This window comes from Aliiglaciecola sp. NS0011-25, assembly GCF_040370605.1.
Classification (GTDB): domain Bacteria; phylum Pseudomonadota; class Gammaproteobacteria; order Enterobacterales; family Alteromonadaceae; genus Aliiglaciecola; species Aliiglaciecola lipolytica_A.
In genome coordinates this window covers 1-20,577 of the sequence record NZ_BAABWR010000002.1, presented here as the reverse complement: position 1 = coordinate 20,577, position 20,577 = coordinate 1, and the positions used below count along the sequence as shown (strand labels likewise).

Annotated in this window: 20 protein-coding genes and 1 tRNA gene; 10 read left to right on the top strand and 11 right to left on the bottom strand. The window is 40.6% G+C overall.

Annotated elements, in window-relative coordinates:
- Positions 1–333: 333 nt before the first annotated feature.
- The gene (rmuC, locus tag ABWV72_RS01990) at positions 334–1,812 is read right to left on the bottom strand and encodes a DNA recombination protein RmuC (protein WP_342808046.1); all 1,479 of its coding nucleotides are present in this window, start codon (positions 1,810–1,812) and stop codon (positions 334–336) included.
- Positions 1,813–1,908: 96 nt separating this feature from the next.
- Positions 1,909–3,444, bottom strand: a complete 1,536-nt coding sequence (locus ABWV72_RS01985) for a fumarate hydratase (protein WP_303501006.1) — start codon at positions 3,442–3,444, stop codon at positions 1,909–1,911.
- A gap of 125 nt (positions 3,445–3,569) precedes the next feature.
- On the opposite strand from ABWV72_RS01985, the gene pabB reads away from it, so the two are divergent.
- The 3 genes from pabB (at position 3,570) to ABWV72_RS01970 (ending at position 7,093) form a co-directional block, all read left to right on the top strand.
- Positions 3,570–5,012: an aminodeoxychorismate synthase component I gene (gene pabB, locus ABWV72_RS01980; protein WP_353368444.1), complete on the top strand. Its 1,443-nt coding sequence runs from the start codon at positions 3,570–3,572 to the stop codon at positions 5,010–5,012.
- A complete protein-coding gene (locus ABWV72_RS01975) occupies positions 5,009–5,581 on the top strand; it encodes a CoA pyrophosphatase (RefSeq protein WP_216046413.1) in 573 nt (190 codons plus the stop codon). Before pabB ends, ABWV72_RS01975 begins: the two co-directional genes overlap by 4 nt.
- Positions 5,582–5,719: 138 nt before the next feature.
- On the top strand, positions 5,720–7,093 hold the full coding sequence (locus ABWV72_RS01970) for an L-serine ammonia-lyase (protein ID WP_216046412.1): 1,374 nt from the start codon (positions 5,720–5,722) through the stop codon (positions 7,091–7,093).
- Positions 7,094–7,125: 32 nt separating this feature from the next.
- Here ABWV72_RS01970 and cysB read toward each other — a convergent pair whose 3' ends face one another.
- Positions 7,126–8,100 (bottom strand): HTH-type transcriptional regulator CysB, encoded by a 975-nt coding sequence (gene cysB / locus ABWV72_RS01965; RefSeq protein WP_216046411.1) that lies wholly within the window; start codon positions 8,098–8,100, stop codon positions 7,126–7,128.
- Between the two features lie 180 nt (positions 8,101–8,280).
- On the opposite strand from cysB, the gene ABWV72_RS01960 reads away from it, so the two are divergent.
- Positions 8,281–8,982, top strand: coding sequence for a sensor histidine kinase (locus tag ABWV72_RS01960; RefSeq protein WP_502902108.1), 702 nt, complete (start codon positions 8,281–8,283; stop codon positions 8,980–8,982).
- A 51-nt stretch (positions 8,983–9,033) separates the two neighbouring features.
- Complete coding sequence (locus ABWV72_RS01955) at positions 9,034–9,801, top strand: hypothetical protein (RefSeq protein WP_216046410.1); 768 nt, start codon at positions 9,034–9,036, stop codon at positions 9,799–9,801.
- Between the two features lie 11 nt (positions 9,802–9,812).
- Here the strand turns inward: ABWV72_RS01955 and ABWV72_RS01950 are convergent, their stop codons facing one another.
- Positions 9,813–10,691: a LysR family transcriptional regulator gene (locus ABWV72_RS01950; protein ID WP_353368443.1), complete on the bottom strand. Its 879-nt coding sequence runs from the start codon at positions 10,689–10,691 to the stop codon at positions 9,813–9,815.
- 110 nt (positions 10,692–10,801) lie between these two features.
- Here ABWV72_RS01950 and ABWV72_RS01945 point away from each other — a divergent pair, with 110 nt between their 5' ends.
- From ABWV72_RS01945 to ABWV72_RS01930, 4 genes are all read left to right on the top strand, one after another.
- Complete coding sequence (locus ABWV72_RS01945) at positions 10,802–11,515, top strand: CoA transferase subunit A (RefSeq protein WP_216046409.1); 714 nt, start codon at positions 10,802–10,804, stop codon at positions 11,513–11,515.
- Positions 11,515–12,171 (top strand): CoA transferase subunit B, encoded by a 657-nt coding sequence (locus tag ABWV72_RS01940; RefSeq protein ID WP_216046408.1) that lies wholly within the window; start codon positions 11,515–11,517, stop codon positions 12,169–12,171. The genes ABWV72_RS01945 and ABWV72_RS01940 overlap by 1 nt, the downstream gene beginning before the upstream one ends.
- Positions 12,172–12,655: 484 nt before the next feature.
- A complete protein-coding gene (locus tag ABWV72_RS01935; protein WP_303501000.1) occupies positions 12,656–13,978 on the top strand; it encodes a DEAD/DEAH box helicase in 1,323 nt (440 codons plus the stop codon).
- A 12-nt stretch (positions 13,979–13,990) separates the two neighbouring features.
- Positions 13,991–14,335 (top strand): VOC family protein, encoded by a 345-nt coding sequence (locus tag ABWV72_RS01930; protein ID WP_303500998.1) that lies wholly within the window; start codon positions 13,991–13,993, stop codon positions 14,333–14,335.
- 313 nt (positions 14,336–14,648) lie between these two features.
- On the opposite strand, the gene ABWV72_RS01925 is transcribed toward ABWV72_RS01930, so the two are convergent.
- From ABWV72_RS01925 to ABWV72_RS01895, 7 genes are all read right to left on the bottom strand, one after another.
- Positions 14,649–15,578, bottom strand: a complete 930-nt coding sequence (locus ABWV72_RS01925; RefSeq protein ID WP_216046406.1) for a PEP-CTERM sorting domain-containing protein — start codon at positions 15,576–15,578, stop codon at positions 14,649–14,651.
- A 530-nt stretch (positions 15,579–16,108) separates the two neighbouring features.
- Positions 16,109–17,062, bottom strand: a complete 954-nt coding sequence (locus tag ABWV72_RS01920) for a transposase (protein WP_353368442.1) — start codon at positions 17,060–17,062, stop codon at positions 16,109–16,111.
- Between the two features lie 235 nt (positions 17,063–17,297).
- Entirely contained in the window at positions 17,298–17,768 is a 471-nt protein-coding gene (gene ybaK, locus ABWV72_RS01915; protein ID WP_216046404.1) for a Cys-tRNA(Pro) deacylase, read from the bottom strand.
- Positions 17,769–17,794: 26 nt separating this feature from the next.
- The gene (locus ABWV72_RS01910) at positions 17,795–18,412 is read right to left on the bottom strand and encodes an FMN-binding negative transcriptional regulator (RefSeq protein WP_353368441.1); all 618 of its coding nucleotides are present in this window, start codon (positions 18,410–18,412) and stop codon (positions 17,795–17,797) included.
- 79 nt (positions 18,413–18,491) lie between these two features.
- On the bottom strand, positions 18,492–18,740 hold the full coding sequence (locus ABWV72_RS01905; protein WP_216046402.1) for an EF-hand domain-containing protein: 249 nt from the start codon (positions 18,738–18,740) through the stop codon (positions 18,492–18,494).
- 67 nt (positions 18,741–18,807) lie between these two features.
- A complete protein-coding gene (gene trhO, locus ABWV72_RS01900; RefSeq protein ID WP_216046401.1) occupies positions 18,808–19,800 on the bottom strand; it encodes an oxygen-dependent tRNA uridine(34) hydroxylase TrhO in 993 nt (330 codons plus the stop codon).
- A 117-nt stretch (positions 19,801–19,917) separates the two neighbouring features.
- Entirely contained in the window at positions 19,918–20,391 is a 474-nt protein-coding gene (locus tag ABWV72_RS01895; RefSeq protein WP_303500993.1) for a VC2046/SO_2500 family protein, read from the bottom strand.
- Between the two features lie 96 nt (positions 20,392–20,487).
- On the opposite strand from ABWV72_RS01895, the gene ABWV72_RS01890 reads away from it, so the two are divergent.
- Positions 20,488–20,572: transfer RNA gene (locus tag ABWV72_RS01890), tRNA-Tyr, on the top strand.
- The last annotated feature ends 5 nt before the right edge of the window (positions 20,573–20,577 follow it).

Here is a 20,577-nt window from a genome sequence, read left to right as displayed (position 1 = left end):
TAAAACCTTGAGGGCAACTCAGTCTAATTAAATTCTCGTGATAGTGTTAATACTCGCCCTCCAAGCATATACCAAGTGTCATTATTTCAGCTAGATTGGCAGGCATTGCTTTCGTGATCAGACTCTCAGCAAAGTGCCTTGAGTAACACAGTAAATAGTGGTTTAGGATTATTTATTGTCGCAGACAGTAGCTAAATTAATGTCCCACAACAACATGCAAAAACATTATCAAAATTGCCATTTTGGTGGTTATTCATTATTGTGATTTCGCTACTCTGGATTGAGCGTAAATTCCAGCTGTAAACCTATCGCTAAAGTGCTTTGTTGCAACATTTAGGTTTCGTCTAAATCGTCTTCTGCCTGTTCTACTAATGCTTGATTGAGGCGTTTATTGGTTTGTACTCCAAGATGACGGAACTGTTCGATTTGGCGAACAAGGTTGCCTTTACCTGAGACTAACTTATTGGTTGCTGCATCAACGTGTTTTTGCACAGTCTCTACAGACTTACTGATTTTTTCAATATCGTCCACAAAGCCATGAAACTTGTCGTAAAGCTTACCAGCTTGAGTTGCGATTTTTTGTGCATTTTGGTTTTGGTATTCGTATTGCCAAATGTTATTTATAGTGCGCAGTGCCACCAATAAATTAGTTGGGCTAACTAACATAATATTATTATCTAGTGCCAGTTTTACCAGCTCTGGCGCTTGGTCGATGGCCACTAAAAATGCAGACTCTATGGGGATAAACATCAACACATAATCGAGTGTGCGAATGCCTTTTAAATCTTGATAATCCTTTTTCCCCAGCTCCTTAATATGATTACGAATAGAATTAGTATGAGCTTGCAAAAATTGTTTACGGGCAACCTCATCATCTTGACAATTAAAATAGCGTTCATAATCTGCAAGGGACACTTTAGAATCGACAACAATGTCTTTGTCGTTAGGTAAGTGCACCACTACGTCTGGCTGATACAGTTTTCCCGACTCATTCTTGAGGCTAACTTGGGTATCGAACTCGTGTCCCTCACGTAAACCAGATTCAGTCAAAATGCGCTCTAGAACAACCTCTCCCCAATTACCCTGTTGTTTATTATCGCCCTTCAAGGCCTTGGTCAAAGCTGCTGCTTCTTGGGTAATTTGTTGATTGAGTTCTTTGAGTCCTAAAATCTCAGTTTTAAGGGAAGCTCGCTCTTGCCCTTCTTTTACATACTGATCGGAAACTTGCTTTTTAAAACCTTCGATTTGCTCTTTCAGTGGCGTTAAAAGAGCGTCCAATCCGGCTTTACTTGATTGTGTAAACTTCTCTTGTTTTTGTTCAAATATTTTATTCGCCAAATTTTCAAATTGTTCCTGCAAACGCTTTTCAGCACTGGCAAGTAAATCTAGTTTGTCTTCTAAGGCTATACGTTCTTGAGCAAAGCTAGCCGCTTGAGACTCTAGTTGTGAATAGTACTTATTTGACTTGTCGTTGGCTTTTTGGGCATTTTCCTGCCAAGTAGCAAGCTGTATAGTTAATTGTTCTATTTGCAGGTTTTTTTGTTCGAGCTCACCAAATTTTCGTTGTGCCACAAGTTGTTGTTGGTGGGCCTCATCAATTCTTAACTGCATTTTTTCTAATTCGTCATGCTGTTGCAGTATTTGATTTTCTAGTTGTTGTCGATTTTGATCCTGTTGCAGTTGCTCTTGCTTCTTTTCAGCTAAATGCTTTTGACGATTAATAACATTGGTTATCAATGCCCCTAACAATAACCCTAAAAAAGCGGCACTGATTAACAGTAAAATGGTATTTTGATCTAAATCTAAATTCATATTAATGGATTCTAACTCTAAATGACTGGCTTAAATGACGAAGTTTTTGACAAGGTAGATTAAGTGCATCCTAGACAGGATGCACTTTTGTAGCTTTTATTTAGAGGATTCTAACTTCTTGTTTAAATCTTCTATTTTCACTTTCCAAATTGCAGGACCAGTCTCGTGAGCATTAGCTCCGGTGCTATCCACGGCAACGGTTACTGGCATATCTTCAACATCAAATTCGTAAATTGCTTCCATTCCTAAGTCTTCGAAAGCAACAACACGGGATTTTTTGATCGCTTTTGATACCAAATAGGCCGCGCCGCCCACTGCCATTAAATAGACAGCTTTGTGTTTAGCAATACTATCAACAGTAGCAGGTCCTCGTTCGGCTTTACCTATCATCCCCATTAAACCGGTTTTTTCCAGCATCATGTCGGTAAATTTATCCATACGGGTGGCGGTTGTTGGTCCTGCAGGACCAACAGCTTCATCGCCCACAGCATCAACAGGGCCAACGTAATAAATAAAGCGATTAGTTAGATCTACCCCTTCAGGTAAACCTTCACCGTTATCCATCATAGTTTGAATACGCTTATGAGCCGCGTCACGGCCTGTTAACATTTTGCCTGAAAGTAAAACGGTTTCACCGACTTTCCAGTCCAAAATATCTTCTTTAGTGACAGTATCCAGATTTACTCGGCGAGTATTTTCACCCACTTCCCAAGTAATATCTGGCCAGTCTTCTAATTTAGGTGGAGTCAACTCCGCAGGGCCGCTTCCGTCTAGATAAAAATGAGCGTGACGAGTAGCTGCACAATTGGGGATCATGGCAACAGGTTTTGATGCGGCGTGGGTAGGTACTGACTTGATTTTGATGTCCACCACTGTGGTCAATCCACCTAAGCCCTGTGCACCAATACCAAGATCGTTAACCTTTTTGAAAATATCCAAACGCAGTTTTTCTTCTGTGGTTTGCGCGCCCCGCTCCATCAATTCTTGAATATCCACGGGATCCATCAGGCTTTCTTTGGCTAAGACAGCAGCCTTTTCAGCAGTACCACCAATACCTATTCCTAACATTCCAGGTGGACACCAACCAGCTCCCATAGTTGGGAGAGTTTTAACCACCCAGTCAGCGATATCATCGCTTGGATTGAGCATAACCATTTTCGATTTGTTTTCAGAGCCGCCGCCTTTGGCCGCTATCATCACTTCAATACCTTCACCTGGCACCATATCGATGTGCACTACAGCGGGTGTATTATCTTTGGTATTTTTACGAGCACCTGCGGGGTCAGATACAATAGAAGCTCTAAGTGGATTATCAGGATTAAGATAAGCACGACGCGTACCTTCATCTACCATTTGCTGTACAGTCATGTCTGTTTTATCCCACTGCACTCCCATTCCAACTTTAACAAAACAGGTGACAATACCTGTATCTTGGCAAAGTGGACGTTTTCCTTCTGCAGACATACGAGAGTTAATCAGTATCTGAGCCATGGCGTCTTTTGCGGCCTGACTTTTTTCTCTGTTATAAGCAGCTTCAACTGCTTTTACGTAGTCTATTGGGTGGTAATAGGAAATAAATTGTAATGCATCTTCAATGCTATCAATTAAATCTTGTTGACGAATGAGTGCCATAGGTGCCTCTAAATCAATTGTAGGGAAGTTTTTTGTGTCTTAAATATCCGCCAATATGATACCCTCTTGGAAACAATTGCTCCATCGCTAAACGCGTATAATTTAAATTTGTTGGTAAAATTTCCATGCAGCATAGCGCTTGTAAAAGCTCTCGTATTCAAACACTTGCTATTCCTCCTTCTACAGACATAACGGAATTGTTTGCGCATTTCTGCCAATCTAAATGGTCGATTTTGCTGGATTCATCGAATAGCACACACAAAAATGCCCGCTTTGATATTTTTGTTGCCAACCCTATAGCGGCGATTACCGCCAAACAGCACTTGTGTGAAATAGAATACTTTTATGACCAAGAAAATGGGTATTCTGCTATTCAAAAAGTACTGAAAATTGAAGGTCAGCCAATTCACATTTTGCGTACTTTGCTAAAATCCACACTCCCCAAAGCGCTACCGATAGAGACTGAAACGCCAATAAGCTTACCTTTCACCAGTGGTGCTGTGGGCTTTTTCGGCTATGATTTAGGCCGATGTTATGAATCTTTGCCTAGCTTAGCGAAAGATGGCTACAGTAATTCTGATATGGCCGTGGGTGTGTACGGTTGGAGTGTTATAAAAGATAATCAAACTGGGCTTTTTTATCTGGCAGATATTCCCGGCTTACCAGCGCCTAGTAAAAGTGAAATAGAAAATCTGCTCAACGCCCCAGCCCATCCTGAAACCCAGCAAAAATATAAGTTGGAAACACGCTGGGAAGCAAATATGTCGAGGGCCGAATATGTGACTAAGCTGCAAAGGATTCTGGATTACTTGCGCGCGGGTGATTGTTATCAGGTCAATTTAGCACAACGTTTTAGTGCCCGATTTAGCGGCTCTACTTGGCAAGCATATTTAAAATTAAGAAAATCCAATCAAGCTCCTTTTTCTGCTTACATTCAACTTTTAAACAGCACAGTTTTAAGTATTTCTCCTGAACGATTTTTAAAAGTGAAAGACAATCAGGTCGAAAGCCAACCCATCAAGGGCACTCGGCCTCGGGCAACGGAGTTGAAAACAGATCTACACAATATCGAAGAATTAAGAAACTCCGCCAAAGATCGTGCCGAGAATTTAATGATAGTAGACCTATTGCGAAATGATTTGAGTAAAACCTGTGAAGATCATTCTATTCAAGTACCTGAACTTTTCGCCATCGAAACCTTCGAAGCGGTGCACCATTTAGTCAGTACCGTAACTGGCACTCTAAAAGCAGATAATGATAGCTTGAGTTTATTAGAAGGTGCGTTTCCAGGTGGTTCGATTACCGGAGCCCCGAAAATCCGGGCAATGGAAATCATTGATGAATTAGAGCCAGATAGACGCAATATCTATTGTGGTAGCATTGGTTATATAGATAGAAACGGTGATATGGATACAAGTATCTGTATTCGCACTTTATTATGTGAAGATTCACAGATATATTGTTGGGCAGGCGGTGGAATTGTACTAGATTCAAATCCTCAAGATGAATATCAGGAAAGTTTAGATAAAGTGTCGAAAATTTTACCTATTTTGGACAACGACCAGTGAACAAAGAAGAGTTTATTCGTCGATTTCAACATATTAGACAAGTCAAACCTGAAGCGGATTTTCCCTTACTGAAAGCCGGTAAACCCGCTGCTGTGCTGATCCCGATTATTGAACGGGCTGATCAGTTAACCGTATTATTTACGCAGCGCGCGATGCACTTAAAGAACCACCCTGGACAAGTTAGCTTTCCCGGCGGAAAGCTAGAAGACAGCGATATTAATTTAGCACATACAGCGCTGCGAGAAACGCAAGAAGAGATAGGACTGACGTCCGATAAAATCACTTTGATTGGCAGCCTTCCCAAATTTCGCACCGTTAGTCGTTTTGAAGTGACGCCCTTTTTGAGCTTTGTTGAGCCTGAGTTCGACCTTGTTTTAGACCGAAACGAAGTAGACAACGTGTTTGAAGTACCGTTGTTGCACCTTATGGATAAACAAAATCATCTTATTCATTGGGTTAAACGTAACAATGCTAAACACCCTATTTATTTCATAACTTGGCAAGACAAGACCATTTGGGGCGCTACAGCTTCATTTGTGAGACTGCTGTCAAATCACATCGACTACTAGCACATTTAGCAAGCTGTATAAGTTTTGTTTACGCCCTCATTAACAATTCTCGGTTAAAAGTTGCCTGTAAACACTTGCCCTCCAGAGTAACTATCAGCATAGTAATATGACATTCATATTAACTAGGAAAATACAGCAATGATCAGCGTTTTTGACATGTTTAGCATTGGTATCGGTCCATCGAGTTCACACACTGTGGGCCCCATGCGTGCAGCAAATGCCTTCTGTCAGCAACTATCTTCAGACAATTTATTAACCAACGTTGATCAAGTCTGTGTGGAATTATTCGGCTCTCTCGGACAAACCGGTAAAGGTCATGGTACTGGAAAAGCGGTTATTTTAGGATTAATGGGGTTTGATCCGGAAACCGTCGACGTATCTAAGGTGGAGGATTGGCTGTCCGAAATTGCGAGCTCACAACAAATAAATTTGAACGCTACTCACAAAGTTAAATTTCCCCGTGAAGGCGCAATTGTTTTTCATCGTCGTAAAACCTTACCCTTGCATTCAAATGGCATGACCATTCATGCCTATCAAAATAAACAACTAGTACTAAGTCAGACTTATTATTCTATTGGTGGCGGGTTCATTGTAAAACAAGAAGACTTTCAATCAGTTAAAAACATGTCCCTTGAAAAAGAACAAAAACCTTTACCTTACCCGTTCGCAAGTTCTTTGGAATTGATTAAACAATGTAAAGATAACGGCCTATCGATAAGCGCATTAATGTTAGAAAACGAGTCGACAGTGCAGCCGAAATCGGAAGTCATTGATAAGCTCTGGAATATTTGGCAGGTTATGTTGGAGTCTGTGCACAACGGAATTCAAACAGAAGGTATTCTGCCAGGAGGCTTGAAAGTGACTCGTCGAGCTCCAGCCCTTTATCGTCGTCTAGAGACAGAACAAACGGCGGATCCGATGCAAGCAATGGATTGGGTTAACCTATTTGCGTTGGCTGTTAATGAAGAAAACGCGGCCGGAGGAAGAGTTGTAACCGCTCCGACCAATGGTGCTGCTGGCATTATTCCTGCGGTTTTATGTTATTTTGACAAGTTTGTTAGGAAAGTAGAAAAACCCACGGCGGCTCGTTATTTACTCACCGCTGCTGCTATCGGCATTTTATATAAGAAGAACGCGTCCATATCAGGAGCTGAAGTTGGATGCCAAGGAGAAGTCGGTGTTGCCTGCTCAATGGCTGCAGGAGCGTTGACGGAAATAATTGGTGGCTCAGTGGATGCGGTTGAAAATGCAGCTGAAATTGGTATGGAGCATAATTTAGGGCTTACCTGTGATCCTGTTGGCGGCTTAGTACAAGTACCTTGTATTGAGCGCAATGCGATGGGAGCCATCAAAGCAATAAATGCGTCAAGGCTGGCCCTAAGAGGCACTGGTCAACACAAAGTATCCTTAGACAAAGTGATTAAAACCATGTGGGACACTGGTAATGACATGAAGTCCAAATACAAAGAAACCGCACGAGGCGGTTTAGCAGTAAATATTATAGAATGCTGAAGTAATTTTCTAGCTTGTAATGCTTTACCCGTTTATTTAACGGGTAAAGTTAGTCCTTTAAACATTTTCTCTACTTCATCGTTATTCTTTTGCATCATCGCACGTTCAACAACATCTTTGGTTAGATGCGGCGCAAAACGTTCGATAAATTCATACATATAGCTACGTAAGAAAGAGCCTTTCCTGAAACCAATTTTGGTTGTGCTATATTCGAATAAGTGGCTGGCGTCTATTTTAACCAAATCACTATCTAATTTGTCATCGACTGCCATAGAGGCAATTACACCAACCCCGACTCCAAGCCTTACGTAGGTTTTAATTACATCGGCATCAGTAGCGGTAAAGACAATCTTCGGCTCTAATCCAGCACGGTCAAAGGCTTGGTCTAATTCAGAACGGCCAGTAAATCCAAAAACATAAGTCACTAAAGAATACTCAGCAATGTCTTGAATGGTGATCGTTGTCTTCTTAGCTAATGGATGATCACGATTGACAATAATACTGCGATTCCAGTGGTAACACGGCAACATCACTAAATCATTGTACAAATGCAGTGCTTCTGTAGCTATGGCAAAGTCAGCCTCACCTTTTGCTGCCAAGTCACTTATTTGTGAAGGTGTACCTTGATGCATATGCAGTGACACTTTTTTGTATTTACCCATAAAGCCTTTTATCACATCAGGCAACGCATAACGTGCTTGAGTATGAGTAGTAGCGATATTCAGTTTACCTTGATCCGGCAAAGTGTGCTCTCTCGCTACCGCTTTTATGCTTTCTACTTTCGCCAAAATTTCACGTGAAATATTGATCACATCTTGGCCAGCATCGGTGACATGAGTTAGATGTTTACCACTACGTCCGAAAATCTGGACGCCGAGTTCATCTTCTAACATGCGAACTTGTTTGCTTATCCCCGGTTGCGAGGTGTATAAATTTTCTGCCGTAGCCGAAACATTCAGATTGTTGTTTAAGACTTCAACAATATATCTTAGTTGCTGTAATTTCATTTTTATTAACCAAGTGCCTTTAAGTACATATGCATATATTCAAAATATATATACTGTAGGTTACATTAATTCCATAAAATTTTAATAAAAATCTGCTTTTTTATTCCAGTAATGCAAAAATTTTGGTAAATATCCCCTAGTTCAGGGATACTTAATTTTTTGTAGCCCAGTTCAACGAGTATTACAGTGACAGCAAAAGAGCAACAATTGATTGACTTTTCGACGGTACTGGCTGCGGCAGTGCACGATATGAAAAGCTCACTAAATCTTTTACAACAATCTATTGATGGTCTTAATAAAACCATCACAGCAGATAATCACTCAGCTCAGCAATTTTTATCGACAGCTCACTATGAATCTTCACGCTTAAATACGGGTTTAGTACAACTTTTGTCTTTATATAGGGCGGAAATGGAAAATCTGCCGATAAATGAAGATGAGTGTTTTATTGACGATTTATTAGAAAATATTTTTATTACCCATGAGCACTACCTGGGACATAGAAATATGACGCTGGAAATCGAACAAACTCCGGGACTAGTGCGTTATTTAGACCAAGATTTAATTACTCTTTTGTTAAATGACATTTTGGTCAATGCTATACGATACGGCAGTAAGAAATTGCGAGTTTCGGCTTATGAACAGGATGATTGGTTATACATTAAAGTCGAAGACGATGGTGAAGGTTATCCTTGTAAAATGTTAGCCAACAATGAACTCAAAATGCAGGATTTTAAAATAAGTAATGGGCGAACAGGTTTAGGATTGTTTTTTGCCAGATTGATAGCTTCTGCTCACCGTCGAGGTGATAAAAAAGGCGAAATAGCGTTATCTAATGGCGGAAATTTAGGCGGCAGTGTATTTACACTTAAGTTGCCTTAACATCCGGTTTTATCATTCAAAAAGTCAGTTGTTACAGGATTTAAAGGCTAAATGATTTTTCCTATCATAATAATATTAATTGTTTCATTAGTTGTGGTTGCAATTGTGGTGAACGCATTGCAACAGCACAAAGAAAAAGTTGAGGCTGAAAAACGGACTGAGATTGCCAAACAAAAATCGGTAATTGATGAGACTGAAGATATTTTAATGACGGTGGATACTATCCCAGTATCGCAACGCTTAGTTGCCGTGCTGCAAAACCGTATTCTTAACGCCTTGAAAGTTATTTATGAATTAAATCCAACCATGCCTGAATTAAAGCAACGGATTAAACAATCCCAAGATCGCTTAAAAATGGTTGATATGGACACACCTCCTCCGTCACACGAAAACTTCGTGTTACCCGATAGTGATAAAATGGTGATTCAGTATATTCAAGCGGTTAAAAAGTTTCGTTCCTTATTGCGCTCAGAACATGCCAAAGGAAAGGTAGATACTCAGTTATACACGTTAGAAGATCGACAACTTTCGGCTCTACAAATTAAAGTAAATGTTGAAACTTTAGCGAAACGAGGAAACTCGGCCTTGCAATCGAATATGTTGGGATCTGCTCGTCAGTATTTTGAAAAAGCCATTGCCGCTCTGGAAGCACAAAATCAGCCTGATCAATACAATATTGAGCGCAAAGCTTCCCTTGAAGAACGATTAAAAGTTATTCAAGACAATCTGCGCAACGCCAATGCAAAAGATAGACAGAAAAAGCAAGAAGAAGAACGAGACGAATTGGACGAATTGTTCGCCCCCAAGAAAAAGTGGTAAATCCCCTTTTATTATTTTTCAACCAGCAGTTGCCACAACGTTTCAGCAGGCACCGACAGGGACTTTCTTGACGCTTTAACCATGCCGATTCGGCGCACTAAGTTTTCTCCTGCAATGGGTAAACAGACAAGTTCGTTGTGGCTAAATTGCTGCTGACAAATTCCCGGCACTACTGATACCCCAAGATCTTGTTTAACACATTCGCCTAAAGTCGCCAGTTGATTCGCTTCAGCCACAATATGTAAATCGATTCCATTGTGTTGGGCAAAGGTTTCAATCCAATTACGCACAGATGATCCCCTGTTCAACACAACAAACGGATATTCACACAACTGCTGCCAAGTCACATCTGCACAACTTGAAAGAGGATGATTCGAGGCAACAACGGCGACAAATTTGTTATTCATCAAAGGATAAAAATCTAAACCATCCAATTGTTCATTTTCAAAGGTAAATCCAATTTCGGCGCGACCTTCTCGCACCGAATCAATCACATCTTCCATTACTACATCACGTATTGTCAGATTAATATCTTTCCACTTTTGGTGAAATGACTTCAAAACCCCAGGTAAAATGCTACTTGCAAAAGACGGCATCGCGGCAATAGTTAGTCGCCCCCGCTGCATAGCAAAGAGGTCTTGCATATCTGCAATGGCCGTTTCCCAATCATGCATTAAGCGCTTAGCCATAGGCACAAACTCGCGACCTTCATGACTTAATTGCACTTTACGTGTTGTTCGTGAAAACAACGCACCCCCTAAAAATGTTTCTAATTTTTTAATCGAGGTTGATAAAGCAGGTTGCGAAAGGTGCACTTTTTCTGCGGCTTCTGCAAAAGTGCTAGATTGGGCTAATGTTATAAAACACTGGAGTTGTTTATAAGACAACATGATTTACACCAATTGATAAATTTAATTTATTAATATGCATATTAAATCAATTTTACTTTAGTTCAAGTTGGATTAATACTAAGTTAAATTTATGTAAAAAAGAGGCTTTTATGAGCGGATTTAATAAAGTTGTTACCAGCTATGAAGACGCATTAGCCGGCTTAAAAGACGGTATGACCGTGATTGCTGGCGGATTTGGTTTGTGTGGTATACCCGAAGGGCTAATCGCACAAATAAAAGCGATGGGAACCAAAGACTTAACTGTTGTTTCCAACAACTGTGGAGTAGACGGTTTTGGTCTTGGATTGTTGCTTGAAGACAAACAGATTAGAAAAATGGTTTCCTCTTATGTTGGAGAAAACGCCCTATTTGAAAAGCAATTATTAGACGGAGAGTTAGAAGTAGAATTGACTCCACAAGGGACGTTAGCTGAAAAGATGCGTGCCGGCGGAGCTGGAATCCCTGCATTTTATACTGCTACCGGCTACGGCACTCCCGTAGGTGAAGGCAAAGAAGTCAAAGAGTTTAATGGGCGTCCTTATATTTTAGAAGAATCTATCACCGGCGACTTTGCCATCGTCAAAGCCTGGAAGGCTGATATTTTTGGTAATTGCATCTATCGTCATACAGCTCAGAATTTTAACCCTATGGCAGCAACAGCGGGAAAGATTACGGTTGTTGAAGTGGAAGAAATCGTTCCACCCGGAGCAATTCCACCCAGCCAAATTCATACTCCCGGTATTTACGTAAACAGAGTAATCCAAGGCAAATTCGAAAAACGAATTGAACGCCGTGTAGTTGCTAAAACCCAAGGAGAAATCTAATGGCTTTATCTCGAGATCAAATAGCTATGCGCGTCGCTCAAGAATTTCAAGACGGAGATTACGTGAATCTTGGTATTGGTATTCCAACACTTGCAGCCAACTATGTGCCTGAAGATATTGCTGTAATGTTGCAATCTGAGAATGGTCTATTAGGAATGGGGCCAAATCCAACTGAAGAGCAATTAGATGCCGACATGATCAATGCAGGCAAAGAAACTGTAACCGCAATTACTGGAGCATCCATTTTCAATTCAGCTGAAAGTTTTGCGATGATCAGAGGCGGTCATGTAGATTTTACGGTATTAGGTGCATTTGAGGTAGATACCAGTGGCAACATTGCTTCTTGGATGATCCCTGGCAAGCTAATAAAAGGCATGGGGGGAGCAATGGATCTTGTAGCGGGAGCGAAAAACATCATCGTCACTATGACCCACGCAGATAAATACGGTAACTCAAAACTGTTGGAAAGCTGCACATTGCCGCTGACTGGAGTGAACTGTATTAATAAAATTATTACTGATTTAGCTGTGGTTGAAGTGAAAGACGGTGCTTTTCATTTATTAGAGCTCGCTCCAGGGGTTTCGGTTGATGAAGTTAAACAGAAAACAGCTGGAAAACTCGTTGTGAGTAACGATGTAAAAGAAATGACATTTTAGTTTAGTTTTAGTGTGTAGTTGAAGGATATGTTTCCTGCCCTCAACTACACAGTTTTATTCGTATGAAACGTTTTTTAGATTTTTATATATCAGCTTTCAAAATTCCAAATAACTTTAAGTCATCACACTGAATGACAATTCCCCAGACTTTTTTAGACTTCACATAAAACTCCCCTTCAGTTGTTTGCATTTGTAGATTGATAGATTAAAATCACTTCAACTTGCTTCTCTATTTGTACAACACTGTTAATCGGAGATTCAAAGTAAAGAATGGCATTTTAAGCGCTGTAAAAATAACTCCGCGAACCGATTAGGATTTATGGTTAGCTTGCAATGACATAATCAAATAGGGTAACTGAGCACGGTAAGCGCATTCGCAAACTCAATACCCTAATTATCATTGAGATAAGTTTTCAGATGAAAATTACATCTGTGTGTTAATATCTCCATTTGATCAATTCCAAGCCCTAAAAGAGAACAAACTTTGCAATTTAATGACTTTCCCCTAGACCATCGAATTTTAAAAGCCCTAGAAATAAAAGGCTTTCAAGAAGTAACTGAAATTCAGGCGAAAGCCATTGGACAAGGCCTGCTTGGCAAAGATTTGCTAGCATCTTCTAAAACGGGTTCGGGGAAAACGCTCGCGTTTTTAATTCCTGCGCTACAACGGGTACTTAAACAACGAGCCCTGAGTCGAAAAGACCCAAGAGTGCTAATTTTAGCGCCGACAAGGGAATTGGCAAAACAAGTATTCATGCAGCTCAAATGGTTAATTGCCAATCAGAATATTTTTGCGACTCTCATTTTAGGTGGTGAAAATTTTAATGATCAAGTTAAGGCGCTAAAACGAAACCCGCAGTTTGTTGTAGGTACAGCTGGCAGAGTAGCTGATCATGTAAAAGGGAAAAGTCTATATTTGAATGGACTAGAGTTACTTATCCTTGATGAAGCAGATCGCATGTTAGATTTAGGTTTTGCGGAGGAATTAAAGTTAATTGACCGTTGTGCTGATCACCGCAAAAGACAGACAATGATGTTCTCTGCCACATTAGATTCAGCAGAATTACATTATCTAACCGAAAGAATGTTGAATGCGCCACAACGAATAAGTGTGGGTGACTCAAGAGAACAACACCTCGATATTGAACAGCAATTTTATTTGGCAGATCATTTAGATCATAAAATTTCATTGCTCAAAAAATTGCTGGAAAATACGGATAACAAACAAGTAATTGTTTTTACCGCAACCAGAGAAGACACTGAGAAACTGTCTCTATTATTAGCGGCAGATGGCATAGATAGCGCAGCTTTGAGCGCTAGTTTAACCCAGTCTCAACGAAGTAACATTATGAATGCCTTTAGTCGTGGTCAACATCAAGTATTGGTCACCACCGACGTAGCCTCACGAGGTTTAGATCTCCGAAAAGTCGAATGGGTAATCAATTTTGACTTGCCCAAATTGGCAGACGAGTACATACATCGCATTGGACGCACTGGACGAGCTGGTAGTAAAGGCAATGCAGCATCTCTTGTTGGTCCTAAAGATTGGCAGAGTTTTATTACCATCAAAGGAATTTTACAACAAAGTATTAGTTTCAGTGAGCTTGAGGGACTTGAAGGCAAATTCAAGGGACTTAAACCGCTTAAACAACGAGCTTTAAAAGGTGCGCCACAGAAAAAAGCCAAAAAAGTCGCGCCGCAAAATGCCCCTAAACCGCAAAAACGGATCCGCGCCCAAGAAGGGGTTGATGTGGGTCATATTCCCATGCGTAAGAAAGCTAGACCCGTAGAACCTGAAGATGAATAAAGCAGAAGCCCTATGCAAGTTGAAGATATCAAAGTATTTATACCCAGTTTAGATTATCAAAAATCGGTCAGTTTTTATAATCAATTGGGATTTACCAGTGAATACGTTACAGATGATCTCACCTTGTGCAAAAATGGCGAATGTGAATTTTTCATACAGCGTTTTTATAATCAACAATTAGCCGAAAATTTGATGTTACAGATATGCGTATCTGATATTGAGGAAGCCTACACTTTAGCCAAAAAGTCACAATACAAAACCAAATTATCAGAGATTCAAGCCGAATCGTGGGCCAAGGTTTTTTATCTGTGGGGCCCCGCTGGAGAATTACTGCACATAACTCAACTGAATCATTAAAGGGAATAGCTTAACCTAAATCAGTCCGTCGAAATTAATGCTCTTTGTCTGTTTTCGCAGCCAGTATCCTGCCAGAAACAGTCTTTCAAACTTAATTATTTATAGCTAGGTTGGTAAAGTTGGAAGAACATAGATCCCTCAAAGCTCCCTTTTGCACTCAAGCGACAGATACAACAATTTATTTCTACTTTGTGGCGTTTATAATTTTTGAAGCTTTGCGTTGCGAAGCTTTTTAGGGAAACCCATAACGTAACTAAAAAGAGCACACGCATATTCCAGCGTGTGCCCTTTGTCACTATCAGACTAACGTTTACTATTTACGGCGTTTAAGCATCAATAAACCGGATGCTAACAGTAATAAAACGCCTGGTTCAGGCACTTGACCTGGGTCCGGTGGTGCAGCACCGGCTGGTAAATTCACATGAAAGTGAACAGCGCTCAGTGCATCTTGAAAACCACTATGGGTCAAGTTAATAGTATTGCTGCCTAATGATAAGAAAGACGTTATATCAATCTCAACTAAATCCCAAAGACCGCCATTACCTACCGATGAGCCAGGTGTAGCGGGAACTGAAGCGCCATCGAAAAGACCTGCGATATCAACGCCATTAATGAAAAATTGGCCGTCGTTGCCTATCCCAAAATCTTGTCCATCACTTACCCCCATTACTAGAGAAGCGGTTCCACCAGAATAATTAATACCAGGCAAAGTCACGTCCCATCCATCAGGATCATAAGAGTTTGGGAAATTCGCATCATTGCCATCGAATGTCACTATATCTCTGTTGTTTGTGGTATCACCATCGTCGTAATAAACGACCAAAGATGCTCCATTTGAATTGTCAGGCGAGAATCCTGACAAAGCATAGGTACCATCGCCACTGACTAAGCCAGTCACATCCGCGCGGTAGGCTTGGCTGTTATCCTGTCCCCAGAAATTATCATCAGAAAAACCGATATTAGTGCCTGAAATAGCACTGCCATTGAACATAACGTTAGCATTAAATGTTGAATCGCTTGATGATGTAGGACCATGCCAGTATAGATAGGCTTGACTGACCGTGCCTGACACACCAGATAGTGCAATATCACCTACTCCTGTGCCACGCAATCCCCCTACGCCAGCATAGGCGAAATCGGTTTCACGTTGAGTTTCGAATAGGTTGATTAAATTAGCTGAAGCAGCCGTACTGCAAGCCAATATAGCCACCCCTATACTGAGTTTAGAGAAACGATTTATCATATTTTTATTCCTTGTTAATTACATAGGCTCACTTAGATCTACTACTTAACATTTGTAAAACTACGTAATTGCTTTAGCATACCTTGTGCCAAATTTTCAACCATGTTGAAAACTAAGCGTTTTAATTCCCCACTAGTTAACAAATTGTAAATTTTGTAAAAAACCCTGACAAAAAGAAGGGAAGAAAATATCTCAAAACGATTAATTATCTCAAATCTGGACAGCCTATCTCAAATCTGGACAGCCACCTTTCAAAGTTATCTCAAATCTGTATCTTTCAAATCTGGACAGCCACCTTTCAAAGTTATCTCAAATCTGGACAGCCACCTTTCAAAGTAGTGAAAGATCGTGGCTCATAACTATTAATGGATTTTATCGAAAAGGTTTTAATACGCTCATTATCTAGATAAATACCTATGGAATCATCGGTTTCTGGGAAATGGGCGCTATTGAGCTGAATTTAGTGCAGGGGGAGGCCTGTCTCTTGTGCAAAGAAACAATTGAAATGAAAAGCGGCTTTAGTGGAATCGTTAACCTACAGAATTCTTTTGCCGACGTTTTCGCTTATAGCGTTTCAAGGTGTCTGATTGCCCTGCAGCCACGCTAAAATTGGTTTCAAAGGTCAAAAACATATCTTGCCAGGTGTGTTCATCCAACCCTAAACGTTGCAATATGGGTGATTCACTCATATCAATTGCCCCTCTTTTATTAGGATTAAGACTGCGACCAGATAGGTCAACCAACTTAAGATATTCGACTAAATCGAACATTAGTCCCTGCGGTTGTGGCTGTTTTGGGTTGCCAACAAAGGGCATTAACGTAGATGGCTGATAACCTTTCTTAAAATCATGAATACGGCGTTTAATACTGGTGTGGTTAGAAGACTCTGGGGTTGTTGCCATTTTTGCCCGGATAGGGTTTAAGTCTACGTACACCATACAGGCTGCTAAGGCATGTTCATCTAACAGTGCTTGTGATTTGAATCGCCCTTCCCAAAAGTGACCGGTACAGTCATCCTCTTGATTAGCTTGTCGAGCAATCGGCTCATTCAATTCTCGCATAAACCAGCTAATGTCGGTTAAGCGATTATGATAAACGGACAAGGTTGACTGGAGTGTGATTTGTTCAGCGTCTGTGAACACGGGAGTTTCTTTTGAGGTTAACCTTTGTGAGAGCAAGGTTCCTTTGTGAAGCTTGTGCCAGCGCTGAGCAATCTCTGTATCCGTCCAATGTTTAGCTTTGTCAGCATTAACATGAAACACCACATGGGTGTGATTGCTCATCACTGCATAGGCACAAACTTCGATGGCAAAGACGGTGGTCAAAAACAATAACCTGTCTTCTACCCACTGGCGACGATGTTCATAGCTTTTCCCTGTCAGTTTATCTTCTCCACACAAAAAAGCGCGCCGGACACATCGGGATACACAATGATAATAAGGGGTATCTGAAAGATTGATTTGTCGCTTCCTTGCCAGTGGCATAATTCACTCCTTGAATTAATCATACTAAAGCATAGTTGATTCTATTTTCCTAAGAGTCTAGTTCTAGTCTAGTTTGTGGCTGTCCATGTTGGCTCTCCATGTTGGCTCGCTGTCCATGTTGGCTCATGCTATATGGCTGTCCATGTTTAAAATATTGGCTCATGCTATATGGCTGTCCATGTTTAAAATAATATGGCTGTCCATGTTTAAAATAAAATAGTAAACCAAAAGGGATTTACTGCTGCCTAATCTCTGCGTATTTTGCATTGAGTAAGGTGATGATATCATCAGCAGCCAATTCAATTTCCAAGCCTCGACGGCCTGCACTGACATAGATTGTCGAAAACCTTTGAGCACTATCATCAATAATGGTTTTTAGGCGTTTCTTTTGACCTAAAGGGCTGACACCACCCAATACGTAACCGGTGGCTCGCTCCACATCAGCTTTGTCCGCCATATTTACCTTTTTTGCACTTAACGCTTTTGCCATCAACTTCATACTCAGGCTAGTATTAACCGGTAAAATGGCCACTGCCAATTCCTTTCCATCAAATTCAACAACCAAGGTTTTAAATACTTGTTGTTGGGCTAATCCCAGCTTCTCTGCAGCCTCTAAGCCAAATGATTTAGTGTCTGAATCATGCTGATATTGATGGACGGTATATTGAATTTTACGTTTTTTGGCAAGATTAATTGCAGGTGTCATTTTTCAATACTCATTAATTAAAAGGTTTAGGTCTCACCATTACCCAGACTGCGTTCTTCCATGTATTCAGCCAATAGCTTAGCAACAGGATCCGCGCTATTATTTAAGCTCAAAAAGACCCCGAGTTGATCCTCATGTTTAAGATGTTGGCCAAGTTTTTCTTTTCCCTGAATGTCATCTATTTCCAGTTTGAAACCTACCACGGCCTGACGAAGACGTTGCTGGTAATCTTCAGGCATTGTGCTGTCATCTTTTAACAAACTAGGCTCATAGTGAGAAATCAATTGGCGCATTCTTAAGGCAGTATCATCTTCATCTAATAACTGCACCACCCCATAACAATGAACAGCCACATAATTCCAAGTAGGGACAGCGGGTTTTGTCGCATACCAGCTAGGAGAAATGTAAGCGTGCGCCCCATTAAAGACAACAAGCGCTCGGTTATTGTCGATAGTTTTCCAGTGAGGGTTGGCTTTGGCCATATGGGCAAACAAACATAGTTTACCATTTTCATCCACATCACAAACAAATGGCAGATGGGTAGAATTCAAATCAGTAGATACAATTAATCCAAAACTATTTTGTGCGATAAAACTTCGCATCGCATCCAAGTCTGATAACTGAAATTTTTTCTCAACATACATGGGCTTCTCCACAAATATCATCTTTGAACATAAAAAAGCCCCTTGCGGGGCTTTCAAAAACTGCAATTTGTAAATGGAATTAATATTCCCACCAAGCCTCTTGCCACCAATCTAGAAATTCTTCGAAGTCGATGAATCCATCATTATTCTCATCAATCAATGAGAAGCCTTCTTGAACGTGACTCGCTTTTGTTTTTGGCGAAAGGATGGTTAAAAGCTCTATAAACTCAGGTAAATCAATTTGACCATTTTTATCGTGGTCAAAAAAGTCAAACTCTTTGCGAATCTCAGCAATTTTGCTGTCATCCAATGGTGTTTTGTCGGTCATATTTAAGTCTTATAATACTTTCTAATTTAATTCAAACGGCAGTTTAACGCGTTATAAGTGTGTCTGTCTACGCTGACTTACCTGCAGCTAAACGTCTTTCTCTGCGCTCAGCCGCTTTACGTTGTCGACGCAACTTTGTCGCCTTTCGAGCTTCAGATCCCACATGTTCTTCGTTGCGCTCTCTAGCTAAATTCACCTGCTTTTCACGTTCACGAAAACGCGCAATCTGCTCATCTGTGTGTTTACCAAAACATTTAGGACAACTCACGCCTGGTTCATATTCTGGTGTTTGTTTATCTTCTTCAGTTATGGGTAGACGACAAGCATAACAAGCTTCGTAGTGACTTTTTTGTAATTTATGATCAACTGCAACACGGTTATCAAATACAAAACAATCGCCTTTCCACATAGTATTTTGCTCAGGGACTTCTTCCAAATATTTTAAAATCCCCCCTTCTAAGTGATACACCTCTTCAAATCCCTGCTCCTTCATAAATGCAGTGGATTTTTCACAACGAATTCCCCCCGTGCAAAACATCGCTACTTTTTTATGCTTTTTAGGATCGAGATTATCTGCTACATACTGGGGAAACTCCCGAAAAGAGTCAGTTTTAGGGTTGACTGCATTTTCGAAAGTACCAATTTCAATTTCGTAATCATTACGAGTATCAATCAGTAAGACTTCAGGGTCAGATATCAATGCATTCCAGTCCGCAGGCTTCACATATGTGCCTACAGTTCTTTTTGGATCAATACCTTCTACTCCCATAGTGACAATCTCTTTTTTGAGTTTCACCTTGGTACGATAGAATGGCTGCACGTCATCTAGAGACTCTTTACAGGAAATTGGATTAATACGGGGATCACTGTTGAGGTACGCAATTAGACTATCAATTGCTTCACGGGTCCCAGAGACAGTTCCGTTAATACCTTCACTAGCAAGTAACAAGGTACCTTTAATATTGTGACTTTCTAACACGTCAATGAGTGGCTGACGCATTTCTTTATAGTTTTCAAGCGCAACAAATTTATACATTGCGCAAACAATGAATTTAGACATATTTAACCTTTTTGCGAATTGGAACGTAAAACCAAAGCATTTTTTGCGGCGCGGATTATACCAACTACAGATAATTTTGCAAAAACCGTAAATTAATTAGGGTTAATAATTAGCTAATTAACTCATCTCATTTAAGATATCGTAGAGTTTGGTTTCATCTACATCTATTGTGTTGGCCGAGTGTGCAGCGTGGAATCGTTGTTGGGTATGATAACCACAATTAATTTTCACTTCAGGTTCAATTCGTTTGGCATCATTGAATATGGATAATGGTTGGGGATGCATTCGCTGCCAGAGGATAGCGTCACTCACATTTTGCGCCATTAATTCACTTGTTGTACGTGCTAATGACCAGTCTTGCTGCTCTGCTTGGAGTGGAGTTTGTGGGTAGTAGTGTTTTGAAATGCTACTGGGAAAATGGCTAGGTTCATCAGCGCCACCGTTTACATTAGGCCGTTGCAGGTAGTCATCTTCCAACATCGCCAATAACAATGCGAATTTATCCCCTTGCTCTAGAGCACGATTAAGGGTTCCCGACCATTCGAGGTCAGAAATGGCCACTTTAGATTGTGGGGATATTTCAGCAGTCAAAGTATTTTCCTTTTAATCTATTTTTATCGTTAATTAAAAAAAAATCTTTAATTCTATTTACACACTGAAATTTCCTGTTAGTATACGCGCCTCTTTGGAGGGGTACCCAAGCGGTCAACGGGAGCAGACTGTAAATCTGCCGGCTCAGCCTTCGCAGGTTCGAATCCTGCCCCCTCCACCACATTT